Source organism: Asticcacaulis sp. AC466 (genome assembly GCF_000495815.1).
GTDB lineage: Bacteria > Pseudomonadota > Alphaproteobacteria > Caulobacterales > Caulobacteraceae > Asticcacaulis.
Genome location: NZ_AWGE01000014.1, coordinates 41,123 through 67,859, shown reverse-complemented (window position 1 = coordinate 67,859; position 26,737 = coordinate 41,123). Strand labels below are relative to the sequence as shown.

Sequence of the window (26,737 nt, the reverse complement as noted above, 5' to 3'; positions counted from 1 at the left end):
CCAAAGGTTTAATTGCATACAGTAAAGCGCGGAACCTAAGCTCCGCGCGCTGCTTTTTTGCCTCCTGTCGCCAACATCCGACAGAGGGCTGGATCAGATAGCAGGGACCTTACAAATCCTTGCTTAGGCCGAGGAAGACACCCCGGCGCGGTCCCCATTGCGGAGCGCCGACGCCAATGCCGCTGCCGTCGCGGATTTCGTAGGCACGGTCCAGAGCGTTGATCACATCCACCCGCGCATCCAGGCCGCCGGCCCAGTTGAAGTGATGGCTGACACTGAGATTGACCTGGGCATAGGCCGGCAGGCGCGCGCCATTGGGGACGGCGCCGTCCGTGCGCAGACCGCTGCCGTAAATGCCGTCGAAGGCAAAATTGGTGGCACCCAGCTTGTACGTCATGCCCAAAGATCCGGTCGTCGTCTGATCATGGTCGACATAGATGAAGTGATCGGCGACATAGGCCTGATCGTCTGGGGAGAAGTTGAATTGCGACGAGACGATCTGGCGGCCTTGCGCCTTGGCGATTGCCAGGCTGGCATAGGCCGTGAAGGGCCCCTTCTCGTAATTGGCCGTAAATTCGGTCCCGCGGTTGCGGCCATATTTGTAATTGAAGGGGGTCAGGATGATGGGGGCGCCAAACTGGCCTTCGTCGATCAGATAGCGGGCAACGCGGTTATAGGCGTCGATCCCCACGGTGAGGTGCGTGCCCAGTCGTTGTTGAACGCCCAGATCGTAATAGTTGTCGCGTTGCGCATACGGGACATCATTGGCCCCGGAGATATCAAACGAGGTGCCAGCAAACAGCGCCTGGGTCTGGCCCGCGATCAGCTCATAGGGGGGCGGCGTGAAATAGCGCGCATAGCCGCCATGAACGGTCGTGTCCTTTAGCGGCGTCCACACGAAATTGACGCGCGGGCTAAGCTGGTCTTCATCGCGATAGGAGCTGAGCTTGTCATAGCGCAGACCATAGTTCAGCACGAATTGATCGAAGATTTTCCATTCATCCTGGACATAGAGGCTGACGGTCTGGGAATCCTTCTTACCGTTGTCAACGATCGCGACCGGCAGGTCTGACGTCGGATTGCCCGAATCGTCGAGGTAGAAGACGTGGCTAAGGGTCTTGCTGACGCTGTGATCGGCGGAGGCAATCAAGCCGGATCGCAAGGTGTGTGTGTCGCTCAATGTCCAGGCGCCTTCGGCCTGAAGGCCGACGGAGGTATCCGTCTTGTTGGCCGCCTGGGCGACGCCGTTGAAGGCCAGCTCCGCGTCCCAGTCCGGGCTGTAGGTGAGCTTGGAAGCGCGCGCGAAGATCGAGACCTGGCCGGTAAAATTGTCGCTGGTCTTGAGGTAGGAGGCGATAGCGTACTGCGTCGATTCCTTTTGATTGGAATTGAGGTGGTCGCTGGCAAAGGACGGTACGCCGTTCACCATATAGCCAGTGCCGTTATCGACGGAATTCAGGCCGGGCGTATTGGGAAGCTGGAAGGTTTGATCCGAGATACCGCCAATGAAGGACAGGCGGCTGCTGTCGTCGATAATATGGTCGTAATAGCCGAAGCCTAAGAGCTGACCCGTCCGGTCATGAATCGGCGTCTTCGTATTATAGGGCGCTTCGATACCGAGCTGAGATTGCTGATAGCTGAGCGAGCCGAAATAGGTGTCGGTGCTGTTGGAACCGCCATAGGTGATGCTCGGCTGATACAGTCCATGGCTGCCGCCATAGACGGACACGGTGCCGCCCGTCTTGAGACCCGTCTGCGTCGTTATGTTGACGACACCGGCGGTGCGCAACCCATACTCAGCCGGCAGCGCACCGGTATCGAGTTGAATCGATTTGGCATATCTGGGGCTCAACACCTGGCCGAAGCTGCTCAGGCCTTCGGGCAGGATGATGCCGTTCAGGCGAAACTGGATATTGTTGTGGTCGCCACGCACATGAAGCTGACCGTAGGAATCCTGCGCCACGCCCGGCGCCTGAAGGATAACCTGATTGAGACCGACATTCTCACCGCCGGGCAGGCTTTTCACCAGGGCTTCGGGAATGGAATAGCTGGAGGCGCCGGTATCGGGCTGAATGGTTTGCCGGGCGGCATCAAGCTTTTTGGCTCTGACAGTGACAACGGTCGCCGCGTCTGTTGCGTCACTGGCCGTGGCGTCCGCGGGCGGCGGGGTCGTCTGGGCGTTCGCCATGCCGGCGCCCATCGCCAACAGCGATAACCCTCCCAGCAGGACCGGTTTTAGGCTTGCGGGAACGATACGCCCCGCCTTCGCGAATTTCATTTTCGACACGTTGGACTCCACATATGATGCGCCGCAATAAGTGTTATGTAATAACATACATGAAGTCAAGCCGTTTCGTCAGAAACTTCATCCAACCCACCTAACCGTTGCTAAAATACCAAAGGGCGGGGATCAGGCCCTGACGGCAAGACGGGAAACACCGAAGCCCGGACGCTCGGCGGCGCAAAAATATTCCGCAAGTGCGAAGTCCATATTGCCGCCATATAGGGCCGAGATACCGTCAAAACTTTGACCGCCCTCACCTCATGCAACGGCCCCCGCCAACCGTGACAAAAAACGCAAATTTGCCCAGTATCCAAAGCGTTTTCAGGCGCGTTCTGTCTTTGTTGCGGCGGGTGGCTTTTGCCCTATGTAAATATTTTGAAATAAAGTGCATGCGCGGTATGCGGTAATGGGAGCTCCAGACGCCCCCTGGCGACCGCGAAAAAGACGGGTATTGGGACGCTCAAAGACCGACCGGGGCCGGAACATGACGTAAATTTAACGCCCGCGATCGTTGCGTTACGCACGGTATGCGGCGACAGTGTCCGCCATTTATAAGGGGGTACGTCATGCTTCGTTTGTCTGTCCTTACCGGAACCGTCGCCGCCTGCGTGTTCGCAATAGCCCTGCCTGTTCTGGCGCAGGACTATCAGCCACCCTTTCATCCGCAGACACTGAAACGCCCCGCCACCAGCGCTCCCAATGACGTGCTGGTGCTTGGCACGATGCATTTGTCCGGCCTGCCCGACACCTTTGACCCAAAGACCCTGTCGCCACTGCTCGATCGTCTGGCGGCATGGCGCCCGACCGCCATTGCCACCGAAGACATGTCCGGCCTGCAATGCGACGCCTTGCGCCGGTATCCCTCGCGATATGCCGAAACGGTCAAGACCTATTGTCCCGACCCGACCAAGGCCGGTGTGGCGACGGGGCTCGATGTACCGGCCGCCAATGCGGAAGCCGAACGCGTCCTGGCGGCGTGGCCGGCGGCCCCCACGCCCGCACAGCGCCGGCATCTGGCGGCGCTCTTCCTCGCGGCCGGTGAACGCTATTCCGCGCTGGTGCAGTGGTTGCGTCTGGCGCCCGGTGAGCGGCACGCCGGTGACGGCCTCACTGACGACCTGACCGCCGAACTGGAGAGGCTGAAGGTCCGCCGCAACGAAACAAGCCTGATCTCCGCCCCCCTGGCGGCGCGACTGGGGCTGGAGCGGTTATGGAGCGTAGACGATCATTCCGCCGACACCCCCGACCCGACCGATCCGGCGGAAGCGAAGGCCTATGAAGAGGCGATTACGCGCGCGTGGGACAACCCGGCCACCCAGGCCCGGCGAGCCGAGGATGCACGCTTACACGACGGCCTGACGCAACCGGACGGCGTCCTTGCCATGTATCGCGCCTATAATGCGCCCGAGGCGGCGATGCGCACCTATCAATCCGATTTTGGCGCGGCCCTGACGGAGCCGTCCCCCCAAGGCTTCGGCCGCTACTATGTCGGATATTGGGAGACGCGCAACCTGCGCATGGTGGCCAATATCCGCGACGTTCTGGGCCAGCATCCCGGCACGCACCTGCTGGCCATCGTCGGCGCTTCGCATAAGGGCTATTACGAAGCCTATCTCAACGAAATGCACGACGTGAATCTGGTGGACGCCATTTCCGTCCTCAAATGAGCGCGCGCGGTCGCCGCCCCCTGACCGCGCCGCCAATCTGTATTGGATAACTGCGCCTACGCGGGTTTGACCCCAGCACTATCGTTTTCAGGCGCGTCCAGTTGTTTTCCCGGCGAGCAGCCCCTGTGACCTCACCCGCTTCATGAACGGTTTGAAACAAAGCTCACCGGGGCCGTGGTCATTGAGCCGGGTCAATGACGGACGGCTTCACACTGCCCGGCAGGGTGAGCCGATAGACCAGGATCAGGTTGTCGTTGTCCCCGGCGCCGCTCCCCTTGGCATTGGTCAGGGCGGCATCGAAGGCCTGACCCTTGAGTCGGCCGTTTTGCGTTTCGAAATCGTTGTCGTTACCGACCAGAAGAAACACGTCGTTCGGCGCCTTGGGGTCAAGCGCCGGCGCAATGGCCATCGCCTCCAGCTTTTCCGGCAGGGTCATTGACGTGGACGGCGCCACCGTCAGATTCATACCGAAGCGGGCGAGTTGCACCGGATTGAGCATGTTGATCAGTTCGGTCTGCTGAACCGGCACGATGCCGTCAACCAGTTGGCCGTTGCGGGCAACGGGCTGCGTGCCCTGCTCATAGGGTGTCCCGGCCAGGTTGGTGGCACCGGTCACGTCAATGAGCAGAACGCTCTTGAACACCGGCGCGTCGGTCGTGCCCTTGCCGCGCCCGTTGCCATCGCGCGACAGGACAAGGAACTGCGTATCGCTGAGCGCAACCATTTCCGATTGGGCAGCGGTGGCGTCGGCAGGCTGCCCGTCACCGGTTTCACGGTAGGTCGGCAGTTGCAGGACGTAGTGGGAAACCGGTTGCGTCGGCGTCCGTGTCTTTGAGATGTCGTAGATGAGGATGCGGGTGTTATTGCGCGTGGCCTTATCCTTGCCGGCCGTGTCCTGGACGGTGGCGCTTTGCAAAATGGTGACCAGGTATTTGCCATCCGGCGTGACCGCCAGCGCTTCGAGACCCTGATTGTTGCGACGCCCCGTGTCCGGCGCCTTTTCGGCGTTGAAGTTGAGCACGCCCGCCGTCATCGGCAACAAAGCGGGGACGGTTTGAATGGCGCCGGTCTGCTTGCCCGTTTTATCGAACAGATAGATGCCGGCGGCGTATTCGTCGGAAATACAGAAGCTGCCGTCGGGCAGCATGGCGATGGCTTCGGAATCGAGGCTGATATGCCCAGCGCCCTCGCCGCTTGCTGGTGACGGATAGCGAATGCCGTCACGCGTCACGACATTGGCGCCCGGGTCCTTGCCGGTGAAGGTCTGGCCGGTTGCGTCCTTCAGGTAAAAGCCCCCGGTCGGCGTAAGGGTCAGATGCCCCTCCGGGCTCAGGCTGAGATGCAGGCTGTGCAGACGATTGGCGTAGTCGGCCGTGCCCTTGACCGAGCCGACATCGTTAGGGCCACGGTCAGGCAGGGTATAGATATCGCCGCTATAGCTGCCATCGGGCAGCTTCTTCCACGCCCGCAAGGCCATGCCGGAAAACGATCCCAGGGTGTCGCCGGCAAAGTCGGACGTCGCGGCGCTGAAGCGTCCCGCGCCGACCAGCCCTTGATTAACGAAGGTTTGCCCGTTCAACGTCACCGACACGGCGCCGGGCGCTTCTGTCCAATGCTTGCTGACATAGGTTTGAGATTGCGCGCTGGCGGACGACGCCATGGCCAGCGCGGCCAGCGAGACAAGAACGGACAGGCGAAACATGTTGGCTCCTTGCAATGGCTCAACATAGGCGGGCTATAGGTCAGTTTTGTGACAGACGGTGTAGCCGAGCGTTACGAACAATTCGGTAATCGCACTTTCCGGGCGCGGTTTTGATCATAGTCAAAGCCGCCAGCTCAGTCCTGTCATAGACACAGTGAGTGATTTTCCGACACCCACTATTCAGGAGTTTTTGCATGGCCACAAAGATGAAAGCCGCCGTCGTTCGGACGTTCGGCAAGGCGCTGGAGGTCATGGAGGTCGATGTGCCGACCCCGGGCCCAGGGGAAATTCTCGTAAAGGTCGCCGCCTGCGGTGTATGCCACACCGACCTGCATGCGGCGAATGGTGACTGGCCGATCAAGCCCCAGCCGCCCTTTATACCGGGCCACGAGGTCGCCGGAACCGTGGCGGCGATCGGCCCTGGTGTCACAGGCCTCAAGGAAGGCGACCGCGTCGGCGTGGCCTGGCTGCACGACGCCTGCGGCAATTGCGAGTACTGCCAGACCGGATGGGAAACCCTGTGCGAGCAACAACACAATACCGGCTATAGCTGCAACGGCGGATTCGCCGAATTTGTCATCGCCGCCGCCCCGTTCGCCTGCCGCCTGCCCGCCAATATCAGCTTCACAGAGATCGCGCCGATCCTGTGCGCCGGCGTCACGACCTATAAGGGGCTCAAGGAAACCGAGGCCCGCCCCGGCGAATGGGTAGCCATTTCCGGTGTTGGCGGCCTGGGGCATATCGCCATTCAATATGCCAAGGCGATGGGCCTCTATGTTGCGGCCATCGACGTGGCGCCGGAAAAACTGGCACTTGCCCGCAGCCTCGGCGCCGATCTGGCCGTGGATGGCCGGTCACCCGACGCCGTCGCCGATATTGTCCGGGCAACCGGCGGCGGCGCGCATGGCGTGTTGGTGACCGCCGTCTCGCCCCCCGCCTTCGCCCAGGCCATTTCCGTGGCGCGGCGCAAAGGGACGGTTAGCCTGGTCGGGCTTCCGCCCGGCGCCTTTCCTACACCGATCTTCGAGGTGGTGCTGAAACGCATTACGGTGCGCGGCTCGATCGTGGGAACGCGTCGTGATCTTGACGAGGCCATTGCTTTCGCGGCAGCAGGTAAGGTCAAGGCCGATATTCACACAGCCCATCTGGACGATATCAACACGGTCTTGACCGACCTTGAGCATGGCCGGATCGAAGGCCGAACCGTGCTAGATTTTTCATAGAGCGCAACTTATCGGGAGGTGGGTATCAACCCACCTCTTGCCTTATGAGCGCACACTCAGGCCGCAGTGGTTATGAAACCGCCGATATAGAACAGGCAAAAGGCGCCAAACCCCAGAGTGGCTATAAGTGACAAACCCAACGCAACGATATTTTCAAAGCTGCGCCCCATATGCCGATGATTCAGTTCCGACGGTTCGACCATTGTTCTGCTCCTGATTTAACGCGATGCTAGGTGATCCAACATGTGGTTTCAGTCGGCAAACCGCAGAAAAGTTGTAAGGCCGGGATAAGAGCTACGACGCATGCGAAACAGGCAGCGTTATAGGCAAACGCTATGGCTATCCATCGCCCCCCTTCTGGGCATGTCACGGAGCTTTGTGACTACGCGCAGGCGGACATGGGTGTTTTAATAACAAGATTAGCGCTTTCCGAAAAGTGTGCTGCACTTTTCGGAAAGCGCGTAAAAAGCATGGAACCCAGTGCAGATCAGAAGTTATAACCAAAACCGACCGTAACCTTCCGACCGCTATAGGAGCTGTACAGCGCATCCTGGCGGACTGAGTCTTCGTAGAAACCCAGTTCCTGGTTTGTCAGGTTCTGCGCCTCCAGCCGCAGTTGCAGACGTGGCGTGACCTGGTAGGACGCGCTCGCGTCCAAAAAGAAGCCCGCGATATTGCCTTGCACATCGCTGCCAGCCCGTCCCGATGGAACGCGAAGCAGGAATTTGTCCCGCCACGACCCGCTCATGCGCATGCTCAGCTTGTCATCTTCATAGTACACGGTTGTATTGAGCGTGTTTTTCGACAGGTTCACCAGTGACGCCTTAACCGTCGCCGTGCAGGCTGCATTGGTGCAGTAGTCGATATTCGATTCCGTGTATGTATAGGCGGCGATAATTCCGGTGTTCTTCCAGAATCCCGGCAGGAAATCGAAGCCTTGCTGATAATTAAGCTCAAATCCCTTCAGCGGCCCGCCCGGCGTGTTGGTCTTGTTGGACACCGTAAAGATAGTGCTCGCATCGTTGTTGGACCCGTTCAGCAGACTGAGCGGCAAACCCGTTTCGCCATACGGAATATTGCGCTGAAGCGTCTGGATGTAGCTGTCGATATCCTTGTAGAACAGTCCGCCCGAAAGCAGGCCGCGCTTGCCGAAGTAATATTCCAGTGAAATATCCGCCGTCTTGGCGCGGATGGGGTCGAGAAGGAAGTTGCCGCTCGATACCGTGCGCGTATTGAGCGCAATCGCCACGGCCCCTGGAAGCAAGTCGGACAGTTCCGGGCGCGACATGACCTTGGCGACGGCAAAGCGCAGGATAAGGTTTTTCTTCAGGTCTGCCGTGACCGTTGCTGCCGGCAGCCAGTCGTCATAACTGCGCGTCAGGGCCAGTGGCGTGCCCGAGAACGTGCCTGTCCCGCTTTGCTCGGTATGAACATAACGCGTGCCGACATTACCGCGAATCCGCACGGGCAACACGTCCGTGTCGAAATCGAGCTGGGCATAGGCGCCCTTGACCTTTTCATCGAGCGTCGCTTCGGTTGGCGCCGCCAGGGCGTAGGCGCCGGTCTGGCTGGAGAACCCGAAGACCTGATCGAACTTGTCATAATCGGGCGCCGCCCAGCCTGACGTGGTATCGACGGGCACAGTGGTCCCAAAGCCCGTGAGGGAACGGGTCAACTGGGCCATTGTCGTCCCGGCGGGCAGGGCCGGCGCCAGGTTTTGCGTCACGCGCGAGGCACTGACCGTGTCGAACTTGGCCTCGCGGTACTGCACGCCGGCTTTAAGCGTGAGCGCGTCCGTCAAACGGTAAACGGCGTGAATTTCACTATTGACGTTATCCGTGGTGTCCCGCCCGACCTGCATGGCGAGTACGCCGTTCACCGTCGCATCCGCAGAGTTCGGACCGAAAACATAGTTGGCCGGATTAGTGACGTCCATCCCCCAGTTCAGAGCCGGGAAGCGATCATTGTTACGGAAGTCGAAGGAGAAGCCGTTGACATTGTTGGCATACATGGAAATCTGCGTCCGCATCGGCTTATCCACCACGGTACGCGAAACCCCCAGATATCCGTCAAGCGTAAGCCGGTCCCATGCCTGGCTGGCCTTGAGGTTTACCTGACTGAAGGTGGTCGTATATTTGGTACGCGTCAGGTCGGAGACAAGATCGACGCCGTTAAACAGGCCATAAAGCAAGGTGCCGTCGGGTGCCGCCACCGCATCGACCACTGACGATTCCGCACTGCCGTGCTGTGAGGCCGAACGAGAGAAGGACAGCGCCGAAAGCGAACTGTCGTCACGATCCACGTCATAACGCGAATAGAGCGCATCGAGGGTGATATTGGTGCGATCCGTCGGTTTGTACTGCACGGTAACGGTCGCCCCCATGCGAGTATAGTCCTGATCAGAGCGGATCAGACGCGGCGTGCGCGGCACATAGGTATTGGCGCTGTCAACGAGTGTATAGTTGGCGACGTTTGTAGGCGTGTTGGGCAGGCGCGGATTACCTGTCGAGCAGTTGGCTGCGTCCGTGCCCCTTGGAGCGCTGGTGGCGGGGCTTTGTGGCGCGTAGCCCACCGGAGAACAGAAATGATTCAGGCTGCCCTGAAGAATATCAATCGCAGACCAGCCTTCTTCGCGGGTATGTCGCTCGGTCCAGGCCACAGAAGCCCCCACACCGAGTTTATTGTCCAGGAACTTCTTCGCCACGACCGCCGTAAAGCGGGGGCTGTTGTGTTTTCCGAGGTCGTCATAGGTCGTTTCGGCGCTCACCGCGGCGGTGAAATCCTTGCTGTAAGACAGCGGACGCGGCGTCTCAAGCTCAACGGTCGCGCCCAGGGATCCTTCCTCCACATCGGCTTCACTGGTTTTCCGCACCTTCAAAGAACTGAACAGTTCTGAAGGAAAGGCGCTGAAATCGAATGATCGCGAAGAGACGTAACCGGAACGGATATCCGAAGAACCGGTCGAACTGGCACCCTCCATGCCATTCATGAGAACCCGCGTGAACTGGGCGCCGAGACCGCGTACCGAAATCGTCTTGCCTTCCCCGCCGTCGCCGCGGGTGATGGCCACGCCCGGCACCCGCTGCATCGACTCGGCCAGGTTGGAATCGGGAAATTTGCCGATGTCCTCGGAGGTAATCGAATCGACAATGCCGGTTTCCCGGCGCTTGACGGCCAGCGCACTACTAAGCGAACGGCGGAAACCTTTGATAATGACGACCTGTTCGTCCGCCGCCGGATTTGCCTGAGGCTGGTCCGGCGGTGTAGCCGTCTGCGCGAACGCCCAACCGGGGCTAAACGCCATAATGGCAATGGCAAGCGCAGAGGCGCTGCGGCAGATCGTGATCTTAAGTTCGGAACGCATTGTTTCTTTCCCTATATGGCCAGTTTTGGCTCTAAAGCAGACTCACGGACGTGCTGTGACCCGGATAGGCTTGAAAATCAGATCAAGGTGAAACTTGCAGCCGAAGATCCCAGCCGTTGGCTGAGAGAGTGAAATCACGACACAGGTCGCACTTCGGGCGTCACACGGTCTCATGGTCGCTTCTAATCCCTGTCCGGTCACAAGACCGGGTATTCTTTTTTATGAGTTCGCGGCCTTACGCGAACAAACCTGTAATACAGGATTCATCGACGACCGCCAATAGCTGTATTACAGGTTTCTCGAAAACGGGAATTTGTGTCACCCATTTATCACTATCTGACCCGTGGACGCCCTAGCTTACCTGGATATCGCGGCTATTGACGGACTTTACCGCCTGGCCCGGGACAGACAGACTGCTGACCTTGGCGCCGGTAACATCGTCGAAATAAAGAGCCGGGCGTGCATCCGGCGCCGTGACCTCAAACGACGAATTCCGCACGGTGATATTTCGGGCATGACGCACATAAAGCCCGTGGGCAGGAAGCACCCCCATGAAGCTGGGCTCCAAACTGGAATTGCGCCTTTCCGGTGGCACGCGTGCCGCATCTTCCGCGCTCCCGCCGCCTGAGTTGACGATATGGACATTGCCGATACTGACGTCTTCGATAATGCCATCCTCGACCCCAACGATACCGCAGGGAAACGCACCCAAAGCGCCCGAAACGTTGATGTCCGAGAACCGCACACGGCGGACCTGAGCTACGCCCGCACCGACAGGCGCGCGATTGCGCACTGACAGGCGCAGGAAGAACGGATGATTGACCGGATTGCGCAGCGAGATATTGGAGAATGTCACGTCCTCCAGCACACCACCATCGATGGCTCCCAGTTGCAGCCCGCGCGAGTTTTCGCAAATACAGTCGGAGATCAGGATATTGCGGAACCCCCCGACCGAGTCCGTGCCGAGCTTGATCCGCCCCAAAACGCCCAGCTTGTCCGGCGATACGTAGGGCGATGGCACATAGGTTCCATCGAGCATGGTTCCGAGCAAGTAGCCGCTGGTCTTGCAGTTGACGACGCTCACCTCTTCGCAGACGACGCTGCGGTTGAGCGCACCACTGGACTTGAGGACGATAGCGTCATCCTTCGGCGCATTGACGATACAATTGCTGACGCGGACGTCGCGACAGCAATCGATGTCGATACCATCGCGGTCGGTGTCAATCATCAGCCCATCGATCGTCATATTGCTGCACCCCAGTGCGTAGACACTGAAATGCCCGCCCTGCAGGATGGAGAAATCACGCAGCACCACATTATGGCATTCCTTAAGGCCGATGCTCTTGCCGGCGCGGCCTTCGTATCTGCGCTCCTCCGGGTCTTTCAGACGCGCCGTTTGTGGATCAAGTCCCTGATCCTTGGGCGATACCCAGCCCGGAATCCCATGCCAACGCGGTTCGGGATTTTCACGGTCCAGCCCCAGGCCATGGATACGCCCGGTCCCCACGATGGCGATATTGCTGAGACCGATGCCATATATCAGACTGTTGCGATAATGGCTCTGTCCGTGCGAGGCCAGTTGTTCCTCAAATATACCCTCCGGCAGGTCATAATGCGCCCCGTCCACATCGGGATTGGCGGCGATGATCGTGGCGCCCGCCGACAGCATCAGGGTGATATTGTCCTTCAGCCGGATCGAGAAGCACTTGTAATCACCGGGCGACACCACGACCGTGCCGCCGCCGCCGCGCGCCGCCGCCTCGATGGCCTTGTTGATGGCGCCGGAATCGATCGTCTTGCCGTCACCCCGTGCGCCGAAATCGCGCACCTCGTAAAATCCGCGCAGCGAAGCGGCCCGGACAAGAGACGGCGCGCCCGCGAGCCCGGCCAGCGTTCCAGCAAACGTGCTCATCACCATCGCGCGCCGGCTTAATCCAGATAAAGGGTCCATGATGCTGTTCTTTCAATTGATATGATGACCGGTCAGGCCTTGCGTCGAAATACACGATGCGAGACACAATTTTTATCGACCAGGTCCCAGTCGATATCGATACCAAGGCCTGGCCCTGTCGGGACGTGGATATCGCCATTGCCGTCGATGAAATCGTGGAGGCTTTGCTTCATCGGGATCTGAAAAGTGTCTTCGGGCACAAACATTTCAAAATATTCGGAGTTCCGCACCGCGCAGGCGACGTGCAGATTGGCAATATCCATGGGCCCCATGGTGGTGGTGTGCAACTCGCAGTTCATGCCGTGGGCTTCGGCGAGATGGCAGACCTTAAGCGTGCCGGTAATCCCCCCTTTCCAGGATACGTCGGCGCGCACAGCATCCACTGCATTGGCCTTAATCGCCTGCGCCACGCCCCAGGGGCCGCCACGGGTCGTTTCCGTGCCGACAATGGCGATATCGACGGCGGCGCTGAGTTGAGCATATTTATCCAACTCGTAGTCCCTGAAGGGCTCCTCGAACCAGTGAAAGTTGAGTGTCTCCAGGTGACGCGCGACCTTGATCGCTTCGGGCAGAGTATATTCGGCGACCGGATCGGTCATGAGGACGATCTCCGGCCCGACCGCTTCGCGCACGGCGGCATGAATTTCCATATCGAGGGCGCTGGGGCCGCAGGGATGGATCTTGTAAGCCTTGAAGCCCTTGGCCTTGTAATGCAGGGCTTCGCGCACATAGTCGGCGACTGTGGGCAACCATAGACTGCTGGCATAGACGGGCATATGGGTCCGGCAGCTGCCTATATAGCTGTGCAGCGGCAGGTTTGCCGTCCGCGCCGCGGCGTCCCACAGGGCCACGTCGATCGGCCCGGGCAGGAAGACGGGGAAGAAGGCCCCGTGGCGGTCGATATTCCAGAAATCCTGCCAGATGCGTTCGCGGTCATGGATACTGCGCCCCAGGATGACCGGCGCCACAATGTCGGCCAGATAGGCCTCGGTAACAGCGCCGGACCGCGCCGCCCAGAATGTCGCTATCCCCTCTATACCGTCCGACGTGGTGATCTTCCCCACCACATAGTCCCACGGCATGGGCGCCGCACCTTCGCGGCTTTCGTCGAACAGGCCCTTCGGACGTTTGCAGGTCCAGGTTTCAAAGGCGTCTACATACATAAAGATACTTTCGGTTTAAAGGCGATAGGCAGATTTGGCGAGGCCGTAGCTGAGGTCGGCCGCCACCTTGAAGGCTTCGTCCAGATCGAGACGATGTTCGGCGACCAGGCGGGCCAGATAGGTGCAATCGACCCGGCGGCAGACATCGTGGCGCGCCGGCACGGAAAAGAAGGCGCGCGTATCGTCATTGAAGCCGACGGTATTGTAGAAACCGCCTGTTTCCGTTGTCTGTTCGCGGAAACGCATGATGCCTTCGGGACTGTCGTGGAACCACCACGCCGGACCGATACGAAGCGCCGGATAATGACCGGCCAGGGGGGCAATCTCGCGCGCGTAGGTCGTTTCATCCAGGGTGAACAGGATGATGGTCAGATCCCGGTTATTGCCGAAGCGGTTGAGCAGCGGTTTGAGATCGTGGACGAAGTCGGTCCGCGCCGGAAAATCGTCTCCCTTGGCCTCACCGAACGTCTTCTGGATGTAAGGATTCTGACCACGCCGCGCCCCCGGATGAATCTGCATGACCAGCCCGTCCTCCACGCTCATCCGCGCCATCTCAGTCAACATCTGGCCGCGGAAACACTCAGCTTCGTCAGGCGTCGCGCTGCTCAGGACACGGGCGAAAAGCGCGGAGGCCTCGGTCTCGTTGAGGTCTTCCGTGCGCGCCGTGGGATGGCCGTGGTCGGTCGAGGTGCAGCCGCCGTGTTCAATGAAATAGCGACGGCGGTCCTTCAGCGCCGCCAGATAGCCTTGCCAGGTTGATGTGTCCTGTCCGGTCATGCGTCCCAATTCGGCGATGTCTTCGCGGAAACGCGGGGCGTCCGGATCGGTAACGCCATCCGGACGAAAAGCGGTGACCACCCGTCCCTTCCAGCCGCTGGCAGCGATCTTGCGATGATGGCACAGGTCGTCCAGCGCGCCTTCCGTCGTCGCCAGCACCTCGATATTGAACCGCTCATAAAGGGCGCGCGGCCGGTATTCCGGTGTTTTCAGACGCGCATCTATGTGGTCGTAAATACGGTCGGCGTTTTCTGCGCACAGGCGTTCACGGACGCCCAGCAGCTCATGGAAGGCATGGTCGAGCCACATGCGGCTGGGCGTGCCCCGCAACAGGTGCTGGTTTTGCGCGAACAACCGCCAGATTTTGCGCGGGTCCGTTTCGACCGGCCCGCCGTCGATGCGGGGCACGCCCAGGTCTTCCAAAGGAATACCCTGGCTGTAAAGCATACGGAAAATATAGTGGTCGGGAATGATGAACAGGGCCGCCGGATCGGCGAAAGGCGTATTATCGGCAAACCACGACGGATCGGTGTGGCCGTGCGGACTGATAATCGGCAGGTCACGCACTGTCTCGTAAAGATCGCGGGCAATGCGACGCGTGGCTGGATCGGCAGGCAGAAGGCGGTCCGGATGGAGCGCCAAAGGAGCGGATTGGGTAGTGCCCTGAGTAGCATATGTCGTGGTCATGATCAGAATCCTTGCGCCGCGCCGCCGTCAACGGGCAGTACGACTCCGGTGACAAATTGTGCGGCCGGTGAGCAGAGATAAACCGCCGCCCAACCGATATCTTCCGCCGCGCCGAACCGATTCATTGGGGTGCGCGCCAGTATCTTTTCGGCGCGCGGCGTGTCGCCAGCCAACGCATTGCGCAGCATGGGCGAGTCGATCCATCCGGGCGCGATCGCGTTGACGCGCACGCCCTCGCCCGCCACTTCGGACGACAAGGCCCGCACCATGCCCAGATAGGCCGACTTGGCCGCCGAATAGGCGATGACTTGCGGGATGCCGATAAAAGAGGTCATCGAAGCGGTGAACAGGATATTGCCCCGCCCTGCCGCCAGCATGTCCGGCAGCACCAGCCGTGACAGGTTGTGGGCCGCCAGAACGTGGGTATCCATCACCCGTCCGAACTCTTCGACCGAAGTGTCTATAGCCAGCTTTTTCAAATGATTTCCGGCATTATTGACCAAAATGGAGATCGGCCCAACCCGTGCGCGTACGCGCTCAACAAGGTCCGGCATCTCTGCGAAGGCCGTTATGTCCGCCGCCTCTCCATACGCCCCCTCGCCCAAGGCCTCCGCCGCTTCGTTCACCTTGTCGGCGCGACGGCCGGTGAGAACGACCTTGGCCCCCGCCATATGCAAACAGCGGGCAATCGCCAACCCGAGACCGCTACCGCCTCCCGTTATCAAGGCAATTTCGCCCTCAAGACTGAAGGCGTTGGCAAATACACTGGTCGTCATGACCGCATCCTTTTCAATTACAAAATTCCGTACTTAGCGAAGGCCGCCGTGCTGGACAGGCCGCCTTCGATATCGCGGCGCACGCGTTTTTCGCCCCGCGCCTTTTCCAATGCTTTTTCCACCACCTCGGCTTCACGGGCTGCCGGGATCACCACGACGCCATCCATGTCGCCGAAGATGAGGTCGCCAGGATGAACCGTGACGGGCCCGACCTCGATGACGCATCGATAGTCAGCCACCTTGGTGCGCACGGCCGAATCCTGAGCGAAGCGCCCGCGACTGAACACAGGCCAGTCCTGCTCAAGCACGGCGGGCGTATCGCGATGAAACCCATTGATGACGGCGCCGGCCGCACCGCGCGCGCGCGCCGTCGCGGTCAAAAGCTCGCCCCAATAGGCACAGCGCATCTCGCCCCCGCTGGCCAGGTAGATTTCACCCGGTTCGAGTTGATCGAGCGCTTCGGTCAGCAGACCGAATGGTTTTTCCTGCACGCCATAGACATCGATCATCAGCACAGGCATGGCGCGGCCGATCAGCGTCATGTCGGTACGCAGGGGCTGGACCGGTTGAGGCAGAAATTGGTGGGTTAGACCAAGCCCGTCCAGAATGTCACCCACAACGGGCGTGTACAGTTCAGTGCGAAAAAGGTCGAAAAGTGCGGTGTCCAGCATTCTTACTCCGTTACAATGGACGACCGGCCGGACCGGTCATTGAGAATCAGGCCCATGATCAATCCCGCCAGCGGATATGCCGCCGCAGCGCCGATAAAGAGCACCAGATAATTTCCGTGCGTAGCGTCCAGGATGCGGCCGATCGCCAAAGCGGTGAACATGCCGGCGATACCCGCAGCGAAGCCGCCTATACCGACCACCGAACTGACCGAACCAGCAGGCATGGTATCGGACACCAGCGTATAGAGATTGGCCGAGACCCCTTGATGCCCGGCGGCCGCCAGGGCGATCACACCAACCGCCGCCCAGATGCCCGGCATCAGGGAAATAAACCCCACGGGCAGGGTGCAGATCGCCATGATCAGGATGGCCAGAAGACGCGCCTTAACCGGTGACAGCCCCGACGAAACCAGACGGGAAGACAACCATCCACCGATAATACTGCCGACATCCGCCGTCAGATAGATGGCGACAATGGGAACAATCGACTGCATCATATCGACGCCGAAACGACTGTGCAGATAGCCCGGCACCCAATTGAGATAAAACCACCACACCGGCCCCGTGATCAGCATACCGCAGACAAAGGCCCAGGTCCCGCGCCGGCGGAGCAACGAGACCCAGGATTGCCTGACCTCCGGCGCGGGCGCGTCCCCGAGGATATAGGCGCGCTCGGCGACCGACAAACGCCGCTGCTTTTCAGGCGCTTCGTAGAAAATAAGCCAGGCAATGAGCCATGCCACACCCAGAAAACCCGCCATGAAGAAGGCCGTCCGCCAGCCGAAAGCCGCCACAACGAATGGCAGGGCCAAAGGGGTGATAATCGCCCCGACATTGCTGCCCGCATTGAACAGACCGGTCGCAAAAGCGCGCTCATGGACAGGAAACCATTCCCGCACGGTCTTGATGGACGCAGGGAAATTGCCCCCCTCCATCAAACCCAGCGCGCCCCGCGCCAGCTTGAACCCCAGAACGGACCCCGCAAGACCATGCGCCGCGGCGGCCAGGCTCCAGCCCGCGACAGCCACGGACAATCCGCGCCGTGTGCCGATACGATCGATCGCCCGACCGGCCAGCAAATACCCGATCGCGTACATAAGCGCGAAGACAGCGACGACGTCGCCGTAATTGGTCTCCGTCCAGGCCAGATCGGAAACGAGCAAAGGCTTTAAAAGGCCGAAAATCTGCCGGTCGAGATAGCAAAGGGAGGTTGAAAGAAACAAAAGGCCGCACACAACCCAGCGGTATCTCCCGACGGTATCTGCACTTTTTAGCCGGCCGGCGAACATGGCAGCCCCTTCCTGACGATCCCCGCTTTCAACACTGCGCACCTTATAAGTGCGCCTTATTTGATCGTGAAAGCAAACCTGTATTACAGCTTTATCGGTCTTTTTTGGCTTGCGCAAGACCTTTTCAGCCGTCATCCTTGTGTACTGTGTGTGGACACGGAACTTTGCGGCAGTGTAAGTTGCGAAAAATCACAGCGCACGACAGCCCTGTGGCGGGGAGACCAGGCGTGCTCAAAAGCACAAAAAAAATTGAAGAGACGACGACGGTAGTGAAGGCGGCTTCTACCGGGTTGGTGGAGCAAACCATCGTCTATATTCGTGAGTATGTCGCCAGGCAGAACCTGCGGCCGGGCGCGAAATTACCCAGTGAAACAAAGTTGAGCGAGCTCCTCGGCGTCAGCCGACCCGTCGTTCGCGAAGCCATGCGGGCGCTGGCTGGCACGGGGCTGATTGAGATGGCCGTTGGCAAACGCGCTATCATTACCCGTCTTGATGGCGAAATGATCGGCCAGATTATCGAAAACGCGGTTCTTATCGGGCAGGCCGATACCAAGAACGTGCTCGAAATGCGCCGCAGTCTGGAGATAGGCATGGTGGCGCTGGCCGCCACACGACGCAGCGCCGACGATATCATCAAATTGCAGACGATCGTGAAAGCCATGGCCGATGCCCTGCATTCCGGCCCGCAATATTCAGCGCTCGACTTACAGTTTCACCTCGCCCTGGCCGAGGCGGCCGGCAATCCGCTTTATGTCCTGCTGATCGAAGCCTTCCGTCAGGTATTCGAGGCCTCCATGCTGGAGGGGATGGAAAGGCGATCGAACAACCCCGAACTGGAAACGGTGCAACGGCTGCATGAGGCCATTATTGATGCTGTAGCCGCCGGCGATCCAGCAGCGGCCACACTGGCCATGTCGAACCACTTCGATGAGGCCTACAGTAAATTCTGGAGTGATCGAATTGGCTTCCTGGCAAACAGAAGCATTGAGAATCGCTCACCGAACCCCGCCACTGAACCGCTTCCAAAATAACCAATGCGCTTCCTGGTACGTGCGAAGGACGAACCGTGCCGGCGCCATTGGCACGGACTAACTGTCGACCAACAAAAAGGGGAAGACAACGCTTCCCCTTTCGTCTGATCTGAATGAAACCTGTCGCCCGCCTACGCGCTTAACGCTTCGGTTTGATTGGTAACGGGCTGCCATACGCGCGTGAAGGCATTGATGGCGTACGCATAGGTATCGCGCATCAAGGACAGCTGATCCTTGGTCCGCTCGGCAGCGAACGACTGGAACTCGATGAAATCCTGGGGTGAACGTACACGCAGGGCCTTTTGCGACAGTTCATTATAGTTGGCCAACTGACGCGAATACACATCTCCCCATGCCTTGCTGACATCGCTGAAAGCGACGGTCGCCTGCCTGCCGACTTCGGTATAGGCATTGAGCGTTTGGGTGCCGCGTTCGGTGAACGCCTTAATCTTGCCTTCCATCTGCTCGCCGGCTTCCGCACCAGCTTGAACGAGGTCTTCAGACCTTGCCTGAGCTGCGTTGAGCACCTCTTCGGATGTGTCGATAGCCGCCTTGCTCGTGTCGGCGGCGGCGTCAAGGGCTGTGGACGAAAGGTCAGCCGCCGCGTTTACACGTTGCGTGACGACGGCGGCACCGGCGTCGGCTGCGCTGCGGGATGCGTCAGACGACGTGTTCAGAACGTTCTCAGCCACGTTCGAAACGGGTTTAATAGGATCAGACATTGGACATTTCCTTGTAACGCCCGATTGGCGCATGCCCTTCATATCGCAAGCGCAATAATGAAAACGCAGTTCTACCTATGCGGCAAAATAAGAAGACCGTAAGACGATAGCAACCAACTGAAAAACAATATAATTTTGCATCGTGAATTGTTCGTGACAGTTTATCGCACCGCAAGAAAACGATCTTTGATAAAACAAGACGTCCTATCGTTTCGGCGCCAGACGCAGCAGATCGAGCATATCGGCGAGAACCTCAAAGCGCACCGGCTTGGTCAGGTGCAGATCGAAGCCGGCGGCGGCGGTTTTCTGTCGTGCCTCCGCATCGCCATAAGCGGTAAGGGCGATGATCTTGACGCCGGCGAGGCGTGGATCTGCCCTGAGAATCCTGGCGACATCGACGCCGTCAATATCGGGCATGGACAGGTCGAGAAGGATCACATCGGGCCGGATAGACCCCGCCAGTTCCAAGGCCTCATGCCCCTTGAAGCACACAAAGGCCGTATCACCGAAATCTTCGACGGCGTCTTTTATGCTCAGCGCTGCCTCACGGTTATCGTCAACCGCGAGAATGCGCAGCGCATGGCCGGCGGGAGCTGCGGCAGTGTGCATTAAGATATTCCCCTTGGACATCTGGCATAGGTAAGGCTTGATCAAGGCGACAATACGGTCCCGGATGAAGACATTTAGGAATGAGGCGGGCGGGCTCAAGGCCAGAATCTTACAATTTTCCAATCATCTGACCGATATTGGACTCGTGATTTCTTACGCCGAAACACGCGACCTTCCGATGAAAGGAGATTTGCCAATGTCAAAGCACGGTCTGTATATCGAGCCGCGCGCTCAGGGCGACTATGCCATCCGCCGCGAAGAGTCTAAGCGCGCCAGCGCCACGGCCCCGACACAAAAGGAAGCGATTGCGCGGGCTCGAGAGATGGAACCGAATGCCGAAATCCATGTGGCACGCGTTCGCAGCAGCGGCGATGGCCCGGACAAATTCCGCAAAGTCTAAGCCGCCGTGCGCAACGATTACGAGGCGCACGTCAAATTGAGCCTCTACTGGGCGCTTGCCCAATGGGGGGAGTCTGTAATTTATTGAAAATAAAAAGGAAGATGGTGGGCACGCCCGCAAATAGAGACCAAAAGTCATTGAATTAATTCCAGTATTTTGCGACCGTATCTGTCGATACCCCCAAACTGTACCCCCAAAATTAAACTTGCTCTCGGTTCGAGTCCTTTCGCGGTAAGGGTTTGCCGATTTTTCAACGGTAACATCGTCCATATAAAGCCGCAAATGTGCAGACTTATCCACAGAAATTAGACAATGTGCCAGTACGGAAGTGGCCTCAGAAGCAGTTACAAATTACCTGCTGATGTTATCCCAGACGTCAAGAAGGCAATCAAATCGTCCCGTAGGACCAACCGTCTGCCGCCGACCTTAACTGACTTTAGGTCACCCGCCGCAATTCGTTCATAGAGAAATGATCGCCCCAGACCGCTTGCCTTAACGGCCTCGTCTATGCGGTAAGCTATTTTGGTGGCTTCAAGTTCCATTTTGCACGTCCTCAACGATCTCCGCCAATGGCCCAGGAACACGAACGTCCGCCTTCTCCCATCGGAGCTACAAAATTATACCGCACGGTTTAAAATGAAAAACACTTAGCGTGGACTACGGTGGACCAGCGCGACCTGGTAGCTTTTCGTACGCGCCGCATTCGGCTGAACCGCCCTGTACTTGGTAGCGGGGGCCCGCAACCAACGGTATCGCGCACCAATCACATTCACCGAAGTTTTTCCTCGAACGACGCGCGCTTACAAGTCTTCACGGACAACCATGTGACATAACGGCATCGAGCCACGTTGCCACCATCAATCATGCCATAAAGAGGCAACCATGATCGAGGAAGCCGAAAAGAAGCCGACTAAGTGCGGTTGACCGGAAACTTACGTCCTGGACAGACTTCAATCTGTGCTGACCTCGCCATTCAGTCTGTGAGTGAGCGCGCCTTCCACTTCGGGGCGCGACTGCCCGCCTGCCCACAGGTCTATTTGACGTAGGAATGAATGATGTCGATCAGCGCCTGCTGCGCCTCGGCCTTAAGTACGCCAGGGTATTCCGGGTCGTCAGCAAGGTGATAACGAATATGGTGCTCCACCACCTCCCCCATTAGCCCGGACACCCCGCCCTTCGCGGCCGCTATCAAGTGGAGAATTTTTTCACTTTCGGCCTCGCCTTCGACTGCGCGTTCCAGGGCTTCGATCTGACCCTTGATGCGACGAATGCGGCCAAGAAGCTTGGATTTTTCATTGCTAGCGTGCATGATTGCGTCCTATACTATACCCCCCTATACTATATTTTAGCATGCCCTGTCCAGCTTTGCGATCTAGGAACAACGATGACCGAATTTAAACTGGGCGATGTGAAACGTGGCGGCCTGTTCGCTCTGCTGTCCGCCCTACTGTTTGGGGCCTCGACTCCCGCTGCTAAAGCCATCATCGGCGGGGTCCATCCCTTGATGCTGGCTGGTCTCCTCTATCTTGGATCAGGCTGCGGTGTGGCCATCATCCGCTTGACGATCTTGAAACAGGCTGGTGCCAAGTTAAAGCTCGCTGATCTGCCGTGGCTTGCCGCCACAGTGCTCTTTGGTGGTGCTCTCGGCCCAGCCTTACTGATGTACGGCCTCGGCAGCACGTCCGGATCTGCGGCCTCCCTTTTGTTAACCTTGGAAGGCGTTTTCACAGCCGTCATCGCGTGGGTGGCCTTTAAAGAACCCTTCAACCGACGCATTGGTTGGGGCATGCTGGCTATATTTGTCGGCGCGGTCATTCTGGCGATGCGTGGTCCAGGCGGTCACGCGGCCTTTACCGGCGCGCTGGCTGTCGCCGGTGCCTGCTTGTGCTGGGCGATCGACAATAACTGCACGTCCAAAATATCACATGTCGATGCGCCGACCCTGACCAGCATCAAAGGGCTTGTCGCCGGGGTGGCCAACCTTGCACTTGCCTTTCTCGTTGGAGCCCATATGCCATCAGTCGCGACGGCGGGGCTTGGGATGATAATAGGTTTGCTTGGCTATGGTGCCAGCCTGGTTCTGTTTGTCTTCGCCTTGAGAGAGATCGGCGCGGCGCGCACAGGCGCCTACTATTCCACGGCCCCCTTTATAGGCGCCTTAATTGGCTTGCTATTGCTGCATGAGCCGTGGAGCATCGCGCTAATTTTAGCCGGCGCATTGATGGCGGTTGGCGTATGGCTGCACCTCACTGAGCCTGGCGCGGAGGCGTAGCCCCTCCCCAAAATGGATGTTCACTTGGGGTGGCCCCAATTCGCGTCTTGTAAGCGTAATCGCAGCTCAAATTTCCAGGCCAACGCACCAAACCTAAAGCCGATAAGCGGAGGCGCATTTCTGCCGAACAAACTAACCTGATGAGTTCAGGCCGTTCCGTGACCCGAAATTTCGAGCGATTCAACGCAGACATAGCTAGTGATGATCGTCGCCTTCATCATCATGTTCATGTTTCAGCCAGGTGCAGAGTTCATCCGGAAGTAGCTTCTCATAGGCGTCATCACTCCCGACAAATTCACCCAGGTCGCGCACGCTGACAAATCCGACGTTCGGAAACGTCTTTGCCGCCTCCCGTAAAAAGCGGAAATTCTGGTCACCGATACCTACCATGACATAGTAGATTTGCGATTCAGCGTGCTCAGCTTCGCTGAGAATCTGCCATGCAGCCTCGTGATCGTAGTTTTCACCGTCGGTGAGGAAATAATTGATGGCTGGCGTGCCGGAGCGTGTTTCCTCGCCATAGGTCTCGCGTTTCAGCCCGAAGATCATACCCAGCAGACCACCAGGCGACTTTTCCTCAATCAGGCCATATGTCATTAGGTTGGACCGTAAGACCGGACCATAGTCCGTGCGGCCGCCGATTATGTCTGCCAGATCTCGGTTACCGAGAATTTCGCGATCCACATAGCCGTCGTAGTTCTTTGCCGTCACAGGGGTGATCGAAGCCATTCGATCACCTTCTGAAAACACCCAGGCATCCACGCGCCCGTCGTCGTCAAAATAAAGCGCAACCGGCAAAATTCGTTCAATGGCAGATTGCACGGCGCCGGTCTTGAAGAGGGCTTCCATGGAGCCGGACACGTCGATGTTGATGCCCACCTGCGCCGGTATGCGCTCGTGAATGCCCTGCTTTTGCAGGACAAAGCCAACGCGGCGAATTTCTTCTTCGGGCTTCTGCAATTTGAAAGTGGTCATGAGGGTTCCTTCCGTATCAAGTGGGCCGCTTTATCTTTGAAAGCAGGTGCTGGTGTGCTTTGAGAACAGCATCAAATAAACCGCTGTCTTGAGATTTAACACGCTTGGCCAGGAGCGCCGCAGAGAATGCCCCGTACCAGGCCGGCAATTCCTCGCGCGTAAAATTCTGTCCCGACAGACCGAGCTCATCGATGCTCCGAGACAGTACGCTCAGCGTTTGCTGACCGATCTGAAGCGTCGCACCGGTCGCAAAGAGGCTTGCCTCGCGGTTTACCAGGGCATCCCGTTGTGATTGGTAATGCGCTGTCAAATCCCGGTCCTCGCGGATCGATGTGTCGATATAGGTCACGATAAAACGACAGGCCAGGACATGGGCCTTAACCGATTGTGACAACACCGCGTAGCGCCTGCCCAGTCGCGCCAGTGTTTCTACGAAGCGGTTGATCACCGGCATGGACCCTTCAAGCGACTCTGACAAGGCTTTGATTTTGGAATATTCCACCTCAAAGGACCGTTCTGGCGAGCCACCCTGGAAGAACTGCTGGACCTTATAGAATGGACCAGCGCTTTGGGTGAAGACCCTACGAGGGTCAAGCTTTTCCAGACGGTCGATCAGTTCGAGATAGGTCGCCTTGATCGACGTCAAGGCATCGTCGCTGACGAGATCGAGTTCGGCCTCGGCGAGTTTGCCGTGCTCCGTTTGCAACCCGGCACCAAACCTGACCACGTCATCGAAATGATGGTCATCGAGATTGACACCATTCACCGCCTCCAGAGCTTCCGCCAACACGCCAGGTGAGGCTCCCTCATCCAGCGCCTTCAAAGCTTGGACGCTACATGGAAGTCGGGTGCGCGCCTTGCCGGCCGCTAAGATTTTCGGCCGATCACTCTTCACGGCTGGGGCCTTGGGCGTCCCAAACAATATGGCGGGTTTCTTTTCCAATCTGCTTTGGTCCCGCACGCTATGGTCTAACTATTGAAGATAGGCATTGATGACATCACCCAGGCCGGCGTTCGACGCCGCGCCCACGGCATGGAATTTCCATGAACCGTCGGTTTGCTTGATGAAAGATGCCACCTGGATGGTCGTCTTGCCGGCAAACTCCGACGTCAGTTGATAGCGGCACAACTCCGAGTCCATAGCGTCACAAACCTCGATATAGGCGTTTCTCACCTTGCCGAAATGCTGGTTTTTGCGTTCCGCATCGTGGATAGATGCCCAGACGGCAAGTTCGGAAATTTCGGCGGGCAATTTCGCCAATTCAATTTTGAATTCTTCACGGAAGCCCTCGTCATGGTGTCCACCGCCGTGACCGGGTTCTTCTTCCTCTTCTTCCGGTTCATTGTGGCCCATACCGCCACGGCCGGTGCGATCGTCCCGTTCATGCCACATCGAACCGTCATCGGTTTGGAACGATCCGTCTGCATTCTTGAGGAGCGATCCCTCGCGATTACCGGGGCCGCGGACGAAGGCATAGCAAAGCGCATGTGAGCCGTCATTGTAGAGCCGCGCCCGATTAGCATCCCCACGCGGGTGCACGAGGGCGAAACAATGGACGTCAAGATCGAAGGCCGCCTCCGAGCCTTCGGGCGGGTCCCAGACGAGACCGGAGTGTACCAACTGAATCTCTTTTTCGAGTTGGAAAGATTGGCCCTTAGTGAGCTTGAACGTTGCCATGTATTGTATTCCCTACCACGTCGCGGTTGTATCTGACCCGAATTTACGAAGCGATTGGCCGATCTACCGCCAACTGCCGTGCCTGCTCAAGTTTGACGCGGGCGGCGGCATAGCGCTGCTTGTTGCGCTCACCTTCCGCCACAACCTTGTCAGCGATGACGCGCAAGCGTTGGGCGGCGCCCAAGACGAGATCCGCATCCGCCAATCGCGCTTCACCAGACGCCTTGACGGCATCGACCGACACGCTTTCCAGCACGTCCAGGCCGTACCCCTGTAAGGAGGCGCGCAGTTCACGCCGCATGAGGTTCATCTGCTGGACGGACTGCGTTTGGAACAGTGCATGCAGGCGAATGAGGATCGATTTTACGTCGTTGAATTCGGCGTGCGCCGACGTCACCGTGTCTGCCAAAGTGGCAAGCGCCGCGCCGCGAACCAAACCGATCGAGTCCAGATCGGTCGGTGCTTTGGCGTAGGAACTTTCCAGCACCAGCACACGGTTACGGAAAAGATCGACCTTTTGGGCAAAGTCACGCGCCTGCTGCACCTTCAGGGGGTCGCCAGACTTGGCAAGCTCCGTCTGATTGACCAGTTCGGTCTCTGCCATGGTAAGAATATGACGTCCAGCCTCAACATAAACGCCCAGAGATTCGATGTTATCACGGTAGCCATCCGCCAGTGTGCTCATGCGCGACACTTCGCCGATCAGCTTCGTCGTCTCGCTTTCGATCTGTTTTTCCATCGGCTTGATGAGATCGGACAGCGACTTAGCCTTGCTTTGCAGCATTCCACGCACTTCGTCTGTCACTCGCTTCAGGCGATTGGCAGGATCGCTCAGGCCAAGCGCCATCAGAACCCTCTCAAGGAAGCCATACTGCAACTTCTTGCGAATGGTTTGTTCAAGCTCCCCCAGATCAGCACCGTTTACGCCGTCTTTAATCGTGCGAAACAGTTCGAACAGAACCGGCGAATCGGCCTTCGTGATTTCAGACAGGATGTCGTCCAGTTTTGCGCCAAAGCTGGCAATCGCCTCCTGGCCAAAGGTAACAACCGTATGATCGGCCGTTTTCACGAGCGGTGTCTTGCGAGCGAGCTCCTCGGCAAGCGTGCGCTTTTCGGGCGGCAGGACAACCTTTACGGTGGCCGGCAGATTGCCAGTCGGCACGGATTGCACGTCCATTACTGCGTCTGAACCGGTAACGGCTGTTTTGGTTTCCGACATCGCCCTTACTTCCCCAATTTCGGCCGCCTTCGCGACTGGCCGACACCAATAGACATCGGATTAATCTAGCGTGTTTCAAGATGCTATGAATAGAAAAAACTGAAGAGAGTCGTTGCCAATATCCAGTCAAGGCGCACAGAAGGATTGAGGTAATTTCTGCACTTAAGGCGTAATCACCTCTCACATACCGATTCCGACCGCCGGCTTTGACTGCAAAAGACCTCAAGACCTGCGAATGCATTGCATTCGGGCTCAATTGAGATTAGAGCACGGGTTC

23 protein-coding genes are annotated in these 26,737 nt (G+C 58.4%); 5 read left to right on the top strand and 18 right to left on the bottom strand.

Annotated elements, in window-relative coordinates; all coding sequences use genetic code 11:
* Window positions 1-109 precede the first annotated feature (109 nt).
* Entirely contained in the window at window positions 110-2,278 is a 2,169-nt protein-coding gene (locus AEAC466_RS36735) for a TonB-dependent receptor (protein ID WP_023458893.1), read from the bottom strand.
* Window positions 2,279-2,850: 572 nt separating this feature from the next.
* Between AEAC466_RS36735 and AEAC466_RS36730 the strand changes: the two genes are divergently transcribed.
* On the top strand, window positions 2,851-3,951 hold the full coding sequence (locus tag AEAC466_RS36730; RefSeq protein WP_023458892.1) for a DUF5694 domain-containing protein: 1,101 nt from the start codon (window positions 2,851-2,853) through the stop codon (window positions 3,949-3,951).
* Between the two features lie 178 nt (window positions 3,952-4,129).
* Here AEAC466_RS36730 and AEAC466_RS36725 read toward each other — a convergent pair whose 3' ends face one another.
* Window positions 4,130-5,653 (bottom strand): esterase-like activity of phytase family protein, encoded by a 1,524-nt coding sequence (locus AEAC466_RS36725; RefSeq protein ID WP_023458891.1) that lies wholly within the window; start codon window positions 5,651-5,653, stop codon window positions 4,130-4,132.
* 194 nt (window positions 5,654-5,847) lie between these two features.
* On the opposite strand from AEAC466_RS36725, the gene adhP reads away from it, so the two are divergent.
* Window positions 5,848-6,876: an alcohol dehydrogenase AdhP gene (adhP, locus tag AEAC466_RS36720; protein ID WP_023458890.1), complete on the top strand. Its 1,029-nt coding sequence runs from the start codon at window positions 5,848-5,850 to the stop codon at window positions 6,874-6,876.
* Window positions 6,877-6,932: 56 nt separating this feature from the next.
* Here the strand turns inward: adhP and AEAC466_RS44550 are convergent, their stop codons facing one another.
* From AEAC466_RS44550 to AEAC466_RS36685, 8 genes are all read right to left on the bottom strand, one after another.
* Complete coding sequence (locus AEAC466_RS44550; protein ID WP_023458889.1) at window positions 6,933-7,079, bottom strand: hypothetical protein; 147 nt, start codon at window positions 7,077-7,079, stop codon at window positions 6,933-6,935.
* Window positions 7,080-7,363: 284 nt separating this feature from the next.
* Entirely contained in the window at window positions 7,364-10,240 is a 2,877-nt protein-coding gene (locus tag AEAC466_RS36715; RefSeq protein ID WP_023458888.1) for a TonB-dependent receptor, read from the bottom strand.
* 352 nt (window positions 10,241-10,592) lie between these two features.
* Window positions 10,593-12,152 carry a rhamnogalacturonidase gene (locus AEAC466_RS36710; RefSeq protein WP_200863972.1) on the bottom strand — a complete coding sequence of 520 codons (1,560 nt, stop codon included), beginning with the start codon at window positions 12,150-12,152 and terminating at the stop codon, window positions 10,593-10,595.
* A 71-nt stretch (window positions 12,153-12,223) separates the two neighbouring features.
* Window positions 12,224-13,354, bottom strand: a complete 1,131-nt coding sequence (locus AEAC466_RS36705) for an enolase C-terminal domain-like protein (protein ID WP_023458886.1) — start codon at window positions 13,352-13,354, stop codon at window positions 12,224-12,226.
* Between the two features lie 15 nt (window positions 13,355-13,369).
* Window positions 13,370-14,818 carry a glucuronate isomerase gene (gene uxaC, locus AEAC466_RS36700; protein WP_052025146.1) on the bottom strand — a complete coding sequence of 483 codons (1,449 nt, stop codon included), beginning with the start codon at window positions 14,816-14,818 and terminating at the stop codon, window positions 13,370-13,372.
* A 2-nt stretch (window positions 14,819-14,820) separates the two neighbouring features.
* Entirely contained in the window at window positions 14,821-15,594 is a 774-nt protein-coding gene (locus tag AEAC466_RS36695; protein WP_023458884.1) for an SDR family NAD(P)-dependent oxidoreductase, read from the bottom strand.
* Window positions 15,595-15,611: 17 nt separating this feature from the next.
* Entirely contained in the window at window positions 15,612-16,265 is a 654-nt protein-coding gene (locus AEAC466_RS36690) for an RraA family protein (RefSeq protein ID WP_023458883.1), read from the bottom strand.
* Between the two features lie 2 nt (window positions 16,266-16,267).
* Window positions 16,268-17,596: an MFS transporter gene (locus AEAC466_RS36685; RefSeq protein ID WP_200863971.1), complete on the bottom strand. Its 1,329-nt coding sequence runs from the start codon at window positions 17,594-17,596 to the stop codon at window positions 16,268-16,270.
* 185 nt (window positions 17,597-17,781) lie between these two features.
* Here AEAC466_RS36685 and AEAC466_RS44545 point away from each other — a divergent pair, with 185 nt between their 5' ends.
* Window positions 17,782-18,585: a FadR/GntR family transcriptional regulator gene (locus tag AEAC466_RS44545; RefSeq protein ID WP_162148959.1), complete on the top strand. Its 804-nt coding sequence runs from the start codon at window positions 17,782-17,784 to the stop codon at window positions 18,583-18,585.
* 131 nt (window positions 18,586-18,716) lie between these two features.
* On the opposite strand, the gene AEAC466_RS36675 is transcribed toward AEAC466_RS44545, so the two are convergent.
* Entirely contained in the window at window positions 18,717-19,307 is a 591-nt protein-coding gene (locus AEAC466_RS36675) for a phasin family protein (protein WP_023458880.1), read from the bottom strand.
* 204 nt (window positions 19,308-19,511) lie between these two features.
* On the bottom strand, window positions 19,512-19,916 hold the full coding sequence (locus AEAC466_RS36670) for a response regulator (protein WP_031239059.1): 405 nt from the start codon (window positions 19,914-19,916) through the stop codon (window positions 19,512-19,514).
* A gap of 196 nt (window positions 19,917-20,112) precedes the next feature.
* On the opposite strand from AEAC466_RS36670, the gene AEAC466_RS0122590 reads away from it, so the two are divergent.
* Entirely contained in the window at window positions 20,113-20,316 is a 204-nt protein-coding gene (locus tag AEAC466_RS0122590) for a DUF2188 domain-containing protein (protein WP_031239058.1), read from the top strand.
* Between the two features lie 344 nt (window positions 20,317-20,660).
* On the opposite strand, the gene AEAC466_RS36665 is transcribed toward AEAC466_RS0122590, so the two are convergent.
* Window positions 20,661-20,858 (bottom strand): helix-turn-helix domain-containing protein, encoded by a 198-nt coding sequence (locus AEAC466_RS36665; RefSeq protein WP_023458877.1) that lies wholly within the window; start codon window positions 20,856-20,858, stop codon window positions 20,661-20,663.
* Between the two features lie 491 nt (window positions 20,859-21,349).
* Complete coding sequence (locus tag AEAC466_RS36660) at window positions 21,350-21,625, bottom strand: metal/formaldehyde-sensitive transcriptional repressor (protein ID WP_023458876.1); 276 nt, start codon at window positions 21,623-21,625, stop codon at window positions 21,350-21,352.
* A gap of 75 nt (window positions 21,626-21,700) precedes the next feature.
* On the opposite strand from AEAC466_RS36660, the gene AEAC466_RS36655 reads away from it, so the two are divergent.
* Complete coding sequence (locus AEAC466_RS36655) at window positions 21,701-22,588, top strand: DMT family transporter (RefSeq protein ID WP_023458875.1); 888 nt, start codon at window positions 21,701-21,703, stop codon at window positions 22,586-22,588.
* Window positions 22,589-22,783: 195 nt separating this feature from the next.
* On the opposite strand, the gene AEAC466_RS36650 is transcribed toward AEAC466_RS36655, so the two are convergent.
* Genes AEAC466_RS36650 through AEAC466_RS36635 form a run of 4 tightly spaced genes read right to left on the bottom strand, consistent with a single transcriptional unit; the run spans window position 22,784 to window position 26,460 of the window.
* A complete protein-coding gene (locus tag AEAC466_RS36650) occupies window positions 22,784-23,563 on the bottom strand; it encodes a VWA domain-containing protein (RefSeq protein ID WP_023458874.1) in 780 nt (259 codons plus the stop codon).
* A gap of 16 nt (window positions 23,564-23,579) precedes the next feature.
* Window positions 23,580-24,506: a hypothetical protein gene (locus tag AEAC466_RS36645; RefSeq protein ID WP_023458873.1), complete on the bottom strand. Its 927-nt coding sequence runs from the start codon at window positions 24,504-24,506 to the stop codon at window positions 23,580-23,582.
* A 30-nt stretch (window positions 24,507-24,536) separates the two neighbouring features.
* Complete coding sequence (locus tag AEAC466_RS36640) at window positions 24,537-25,241, bottom strand: TerD family protein (RefSeq protein WP_023458872.1); 705 nt, start codon at window positions 25,239-25,241, stop codon at window positions 24,537-24,539.
* 43 nt (window positions 25,242-25,284) lie between these two features.
* Entirely contained in the window at window positions 25,285-26,460 is a 1,176-nt protein-coding gene (locus AEAC466_RS36635) for a toxic anion resistance protein (RefSeq protein WP_200863970.1), read from the bottom strand.
* Between the last annotated feature and the right edge of the window lie 277 nt (window positions 26,461-26,737).

Coding starts and splice junctions, on each gene's coding strand:
- AEAC466_RS36715 (WP_023458888.1), bottom strand. CDS start 10,240: ATGCGTTCCGAACTTAAGATCACGATCTGCCGCAGCGCCTCTGCGCTT.
- AEAC466_RS36650 (WP_023458874.1), bottom strand. CDS start 23,563: ATGACCACTTTCAAATTGCAGAAGCCCGAAGAAGAAATTCGCCGCGTT.
- AEAC466_RS36730 (WP_023458892.1), top strand. CDS start 2,851: ATGCTTCGTTTGTCTGTCCTTACCGGAACCGTCGCCGCCTGCGTGTTC.
- uxaC (WP_052025146.1), bottom strand. CDS start 14,818: ATGACCACGACATATGCTACTCAGGGCACTACCCAATCCGCTCCTTTG.
- AEAC466_RS36695 (WP_023458884.1), bottom strand. CDS start 15,594: ATGACGACCAGTGTATTTGCCAACGCCTTCAGTCTTGAGGGCGAAATT.
- AEAC466_RS36635 (WP_200863970.1), bottom strand. CDS start 26,460: ATGTCGGAAACCAAAACAGCCGTTACCGGTTCAGACGCAGTAATGGAC.
- AEAC466_RS36670 (WP_031239059.1), bottom strand. CDS start 19,916: ATGCACACTGCCGCAGCTCCCGCCGGCCATGCGCTGCGCATTCTCGCG.
- AEAC466_RS36735 (WP_023458893.1), bottom strand. CDS start 2,278: ATGAAATTCGCGAAGGCGGGGCGTATCGTTCCCGCAAGCCTAAAACCG.
- AEAC466_RS44550 (WP_023458889.1), bottom strand. CDS start 7,079: ATGGTCGAACCGTCGGAACTGAATCATCGGCATATGGGGCGCAGCTTT.
- AEAC466_RS36660 (WP_023458876.1), bottom strand. CDS start 21,625: ATGCACGCTAGCAATGAAAAATCCAAGCTTCTTGGCCGCATTCGTCGC.
- AEAC466_RS36705 (WP_023458886.1), bottom strand. CDS start 13,354: ATGTATGTAGACGCCTTTGAAACCTGGACCTGCAAACGTCCGAAGGGC.
- AEAC466_RS36655 (WP_023458875.1), top strand. CDS start 21,701: ATGACCGAATTTAAACTGGGCGATGTGAAACGTGGCGGCCTGTTCGCT.
- adhP (WP_023458890.1), top strand. CDS start 5,848: ATGGCCACAAAGATGAAAGCCGCCGTCGTTCGGACGTTCGGCAAGGCG.
- AEAC466_RS0122590 (WP_031239058.1), top strand. CDS start 20,113: ATGTCAAAGCACGGTCTGTATATCGAGCCGCGCGCTCAGGGCGACTAT.
- AEAC466_RS36640 (WP_023458872.1), bottom strand. CDS start 25,241: ATGGCAACGTTCAAGCTCACTAAGGGCCAATCTTTCCAACTCGAAAAA.
- AEAC466_RS36665 (WP_023458877.1), bottom strand. CDS start 20,858: ATGGAACTTGAAGCCACCAAAATAGCTTACCGCATAGACGAGGCCGTT.
- AEAC466_RS36690 (WP_023458883.1), bottom strand. CDS start 16,265: ATGCTGGACACCGCACTTTTCGACCTTTTTCGCACTGAACTGTACACG.
- AEAC466_RS36710 (WP_200863972.1), bottom strand. CDS start 12,152: ATGAGCACGTTTGCTGGAACGCTGGCCGGGCTCGCGGGCGCGCCGTCT.
- AEAC466_RS36675 (WP_023458880.1), bottom strand. CDS start 19,307: ATGTCTGATCCTATTAAACCCGTTTCGAACGTGGCTGAGAACGTTCTG.
- AEAC466_RS36725 (WP_023458891.1), bottom strand. CDS start 5,653: ATGTTTCGCCTGTCCGTTCTTGTCTCGCTGGCCGCGCTGGCCATGGCG.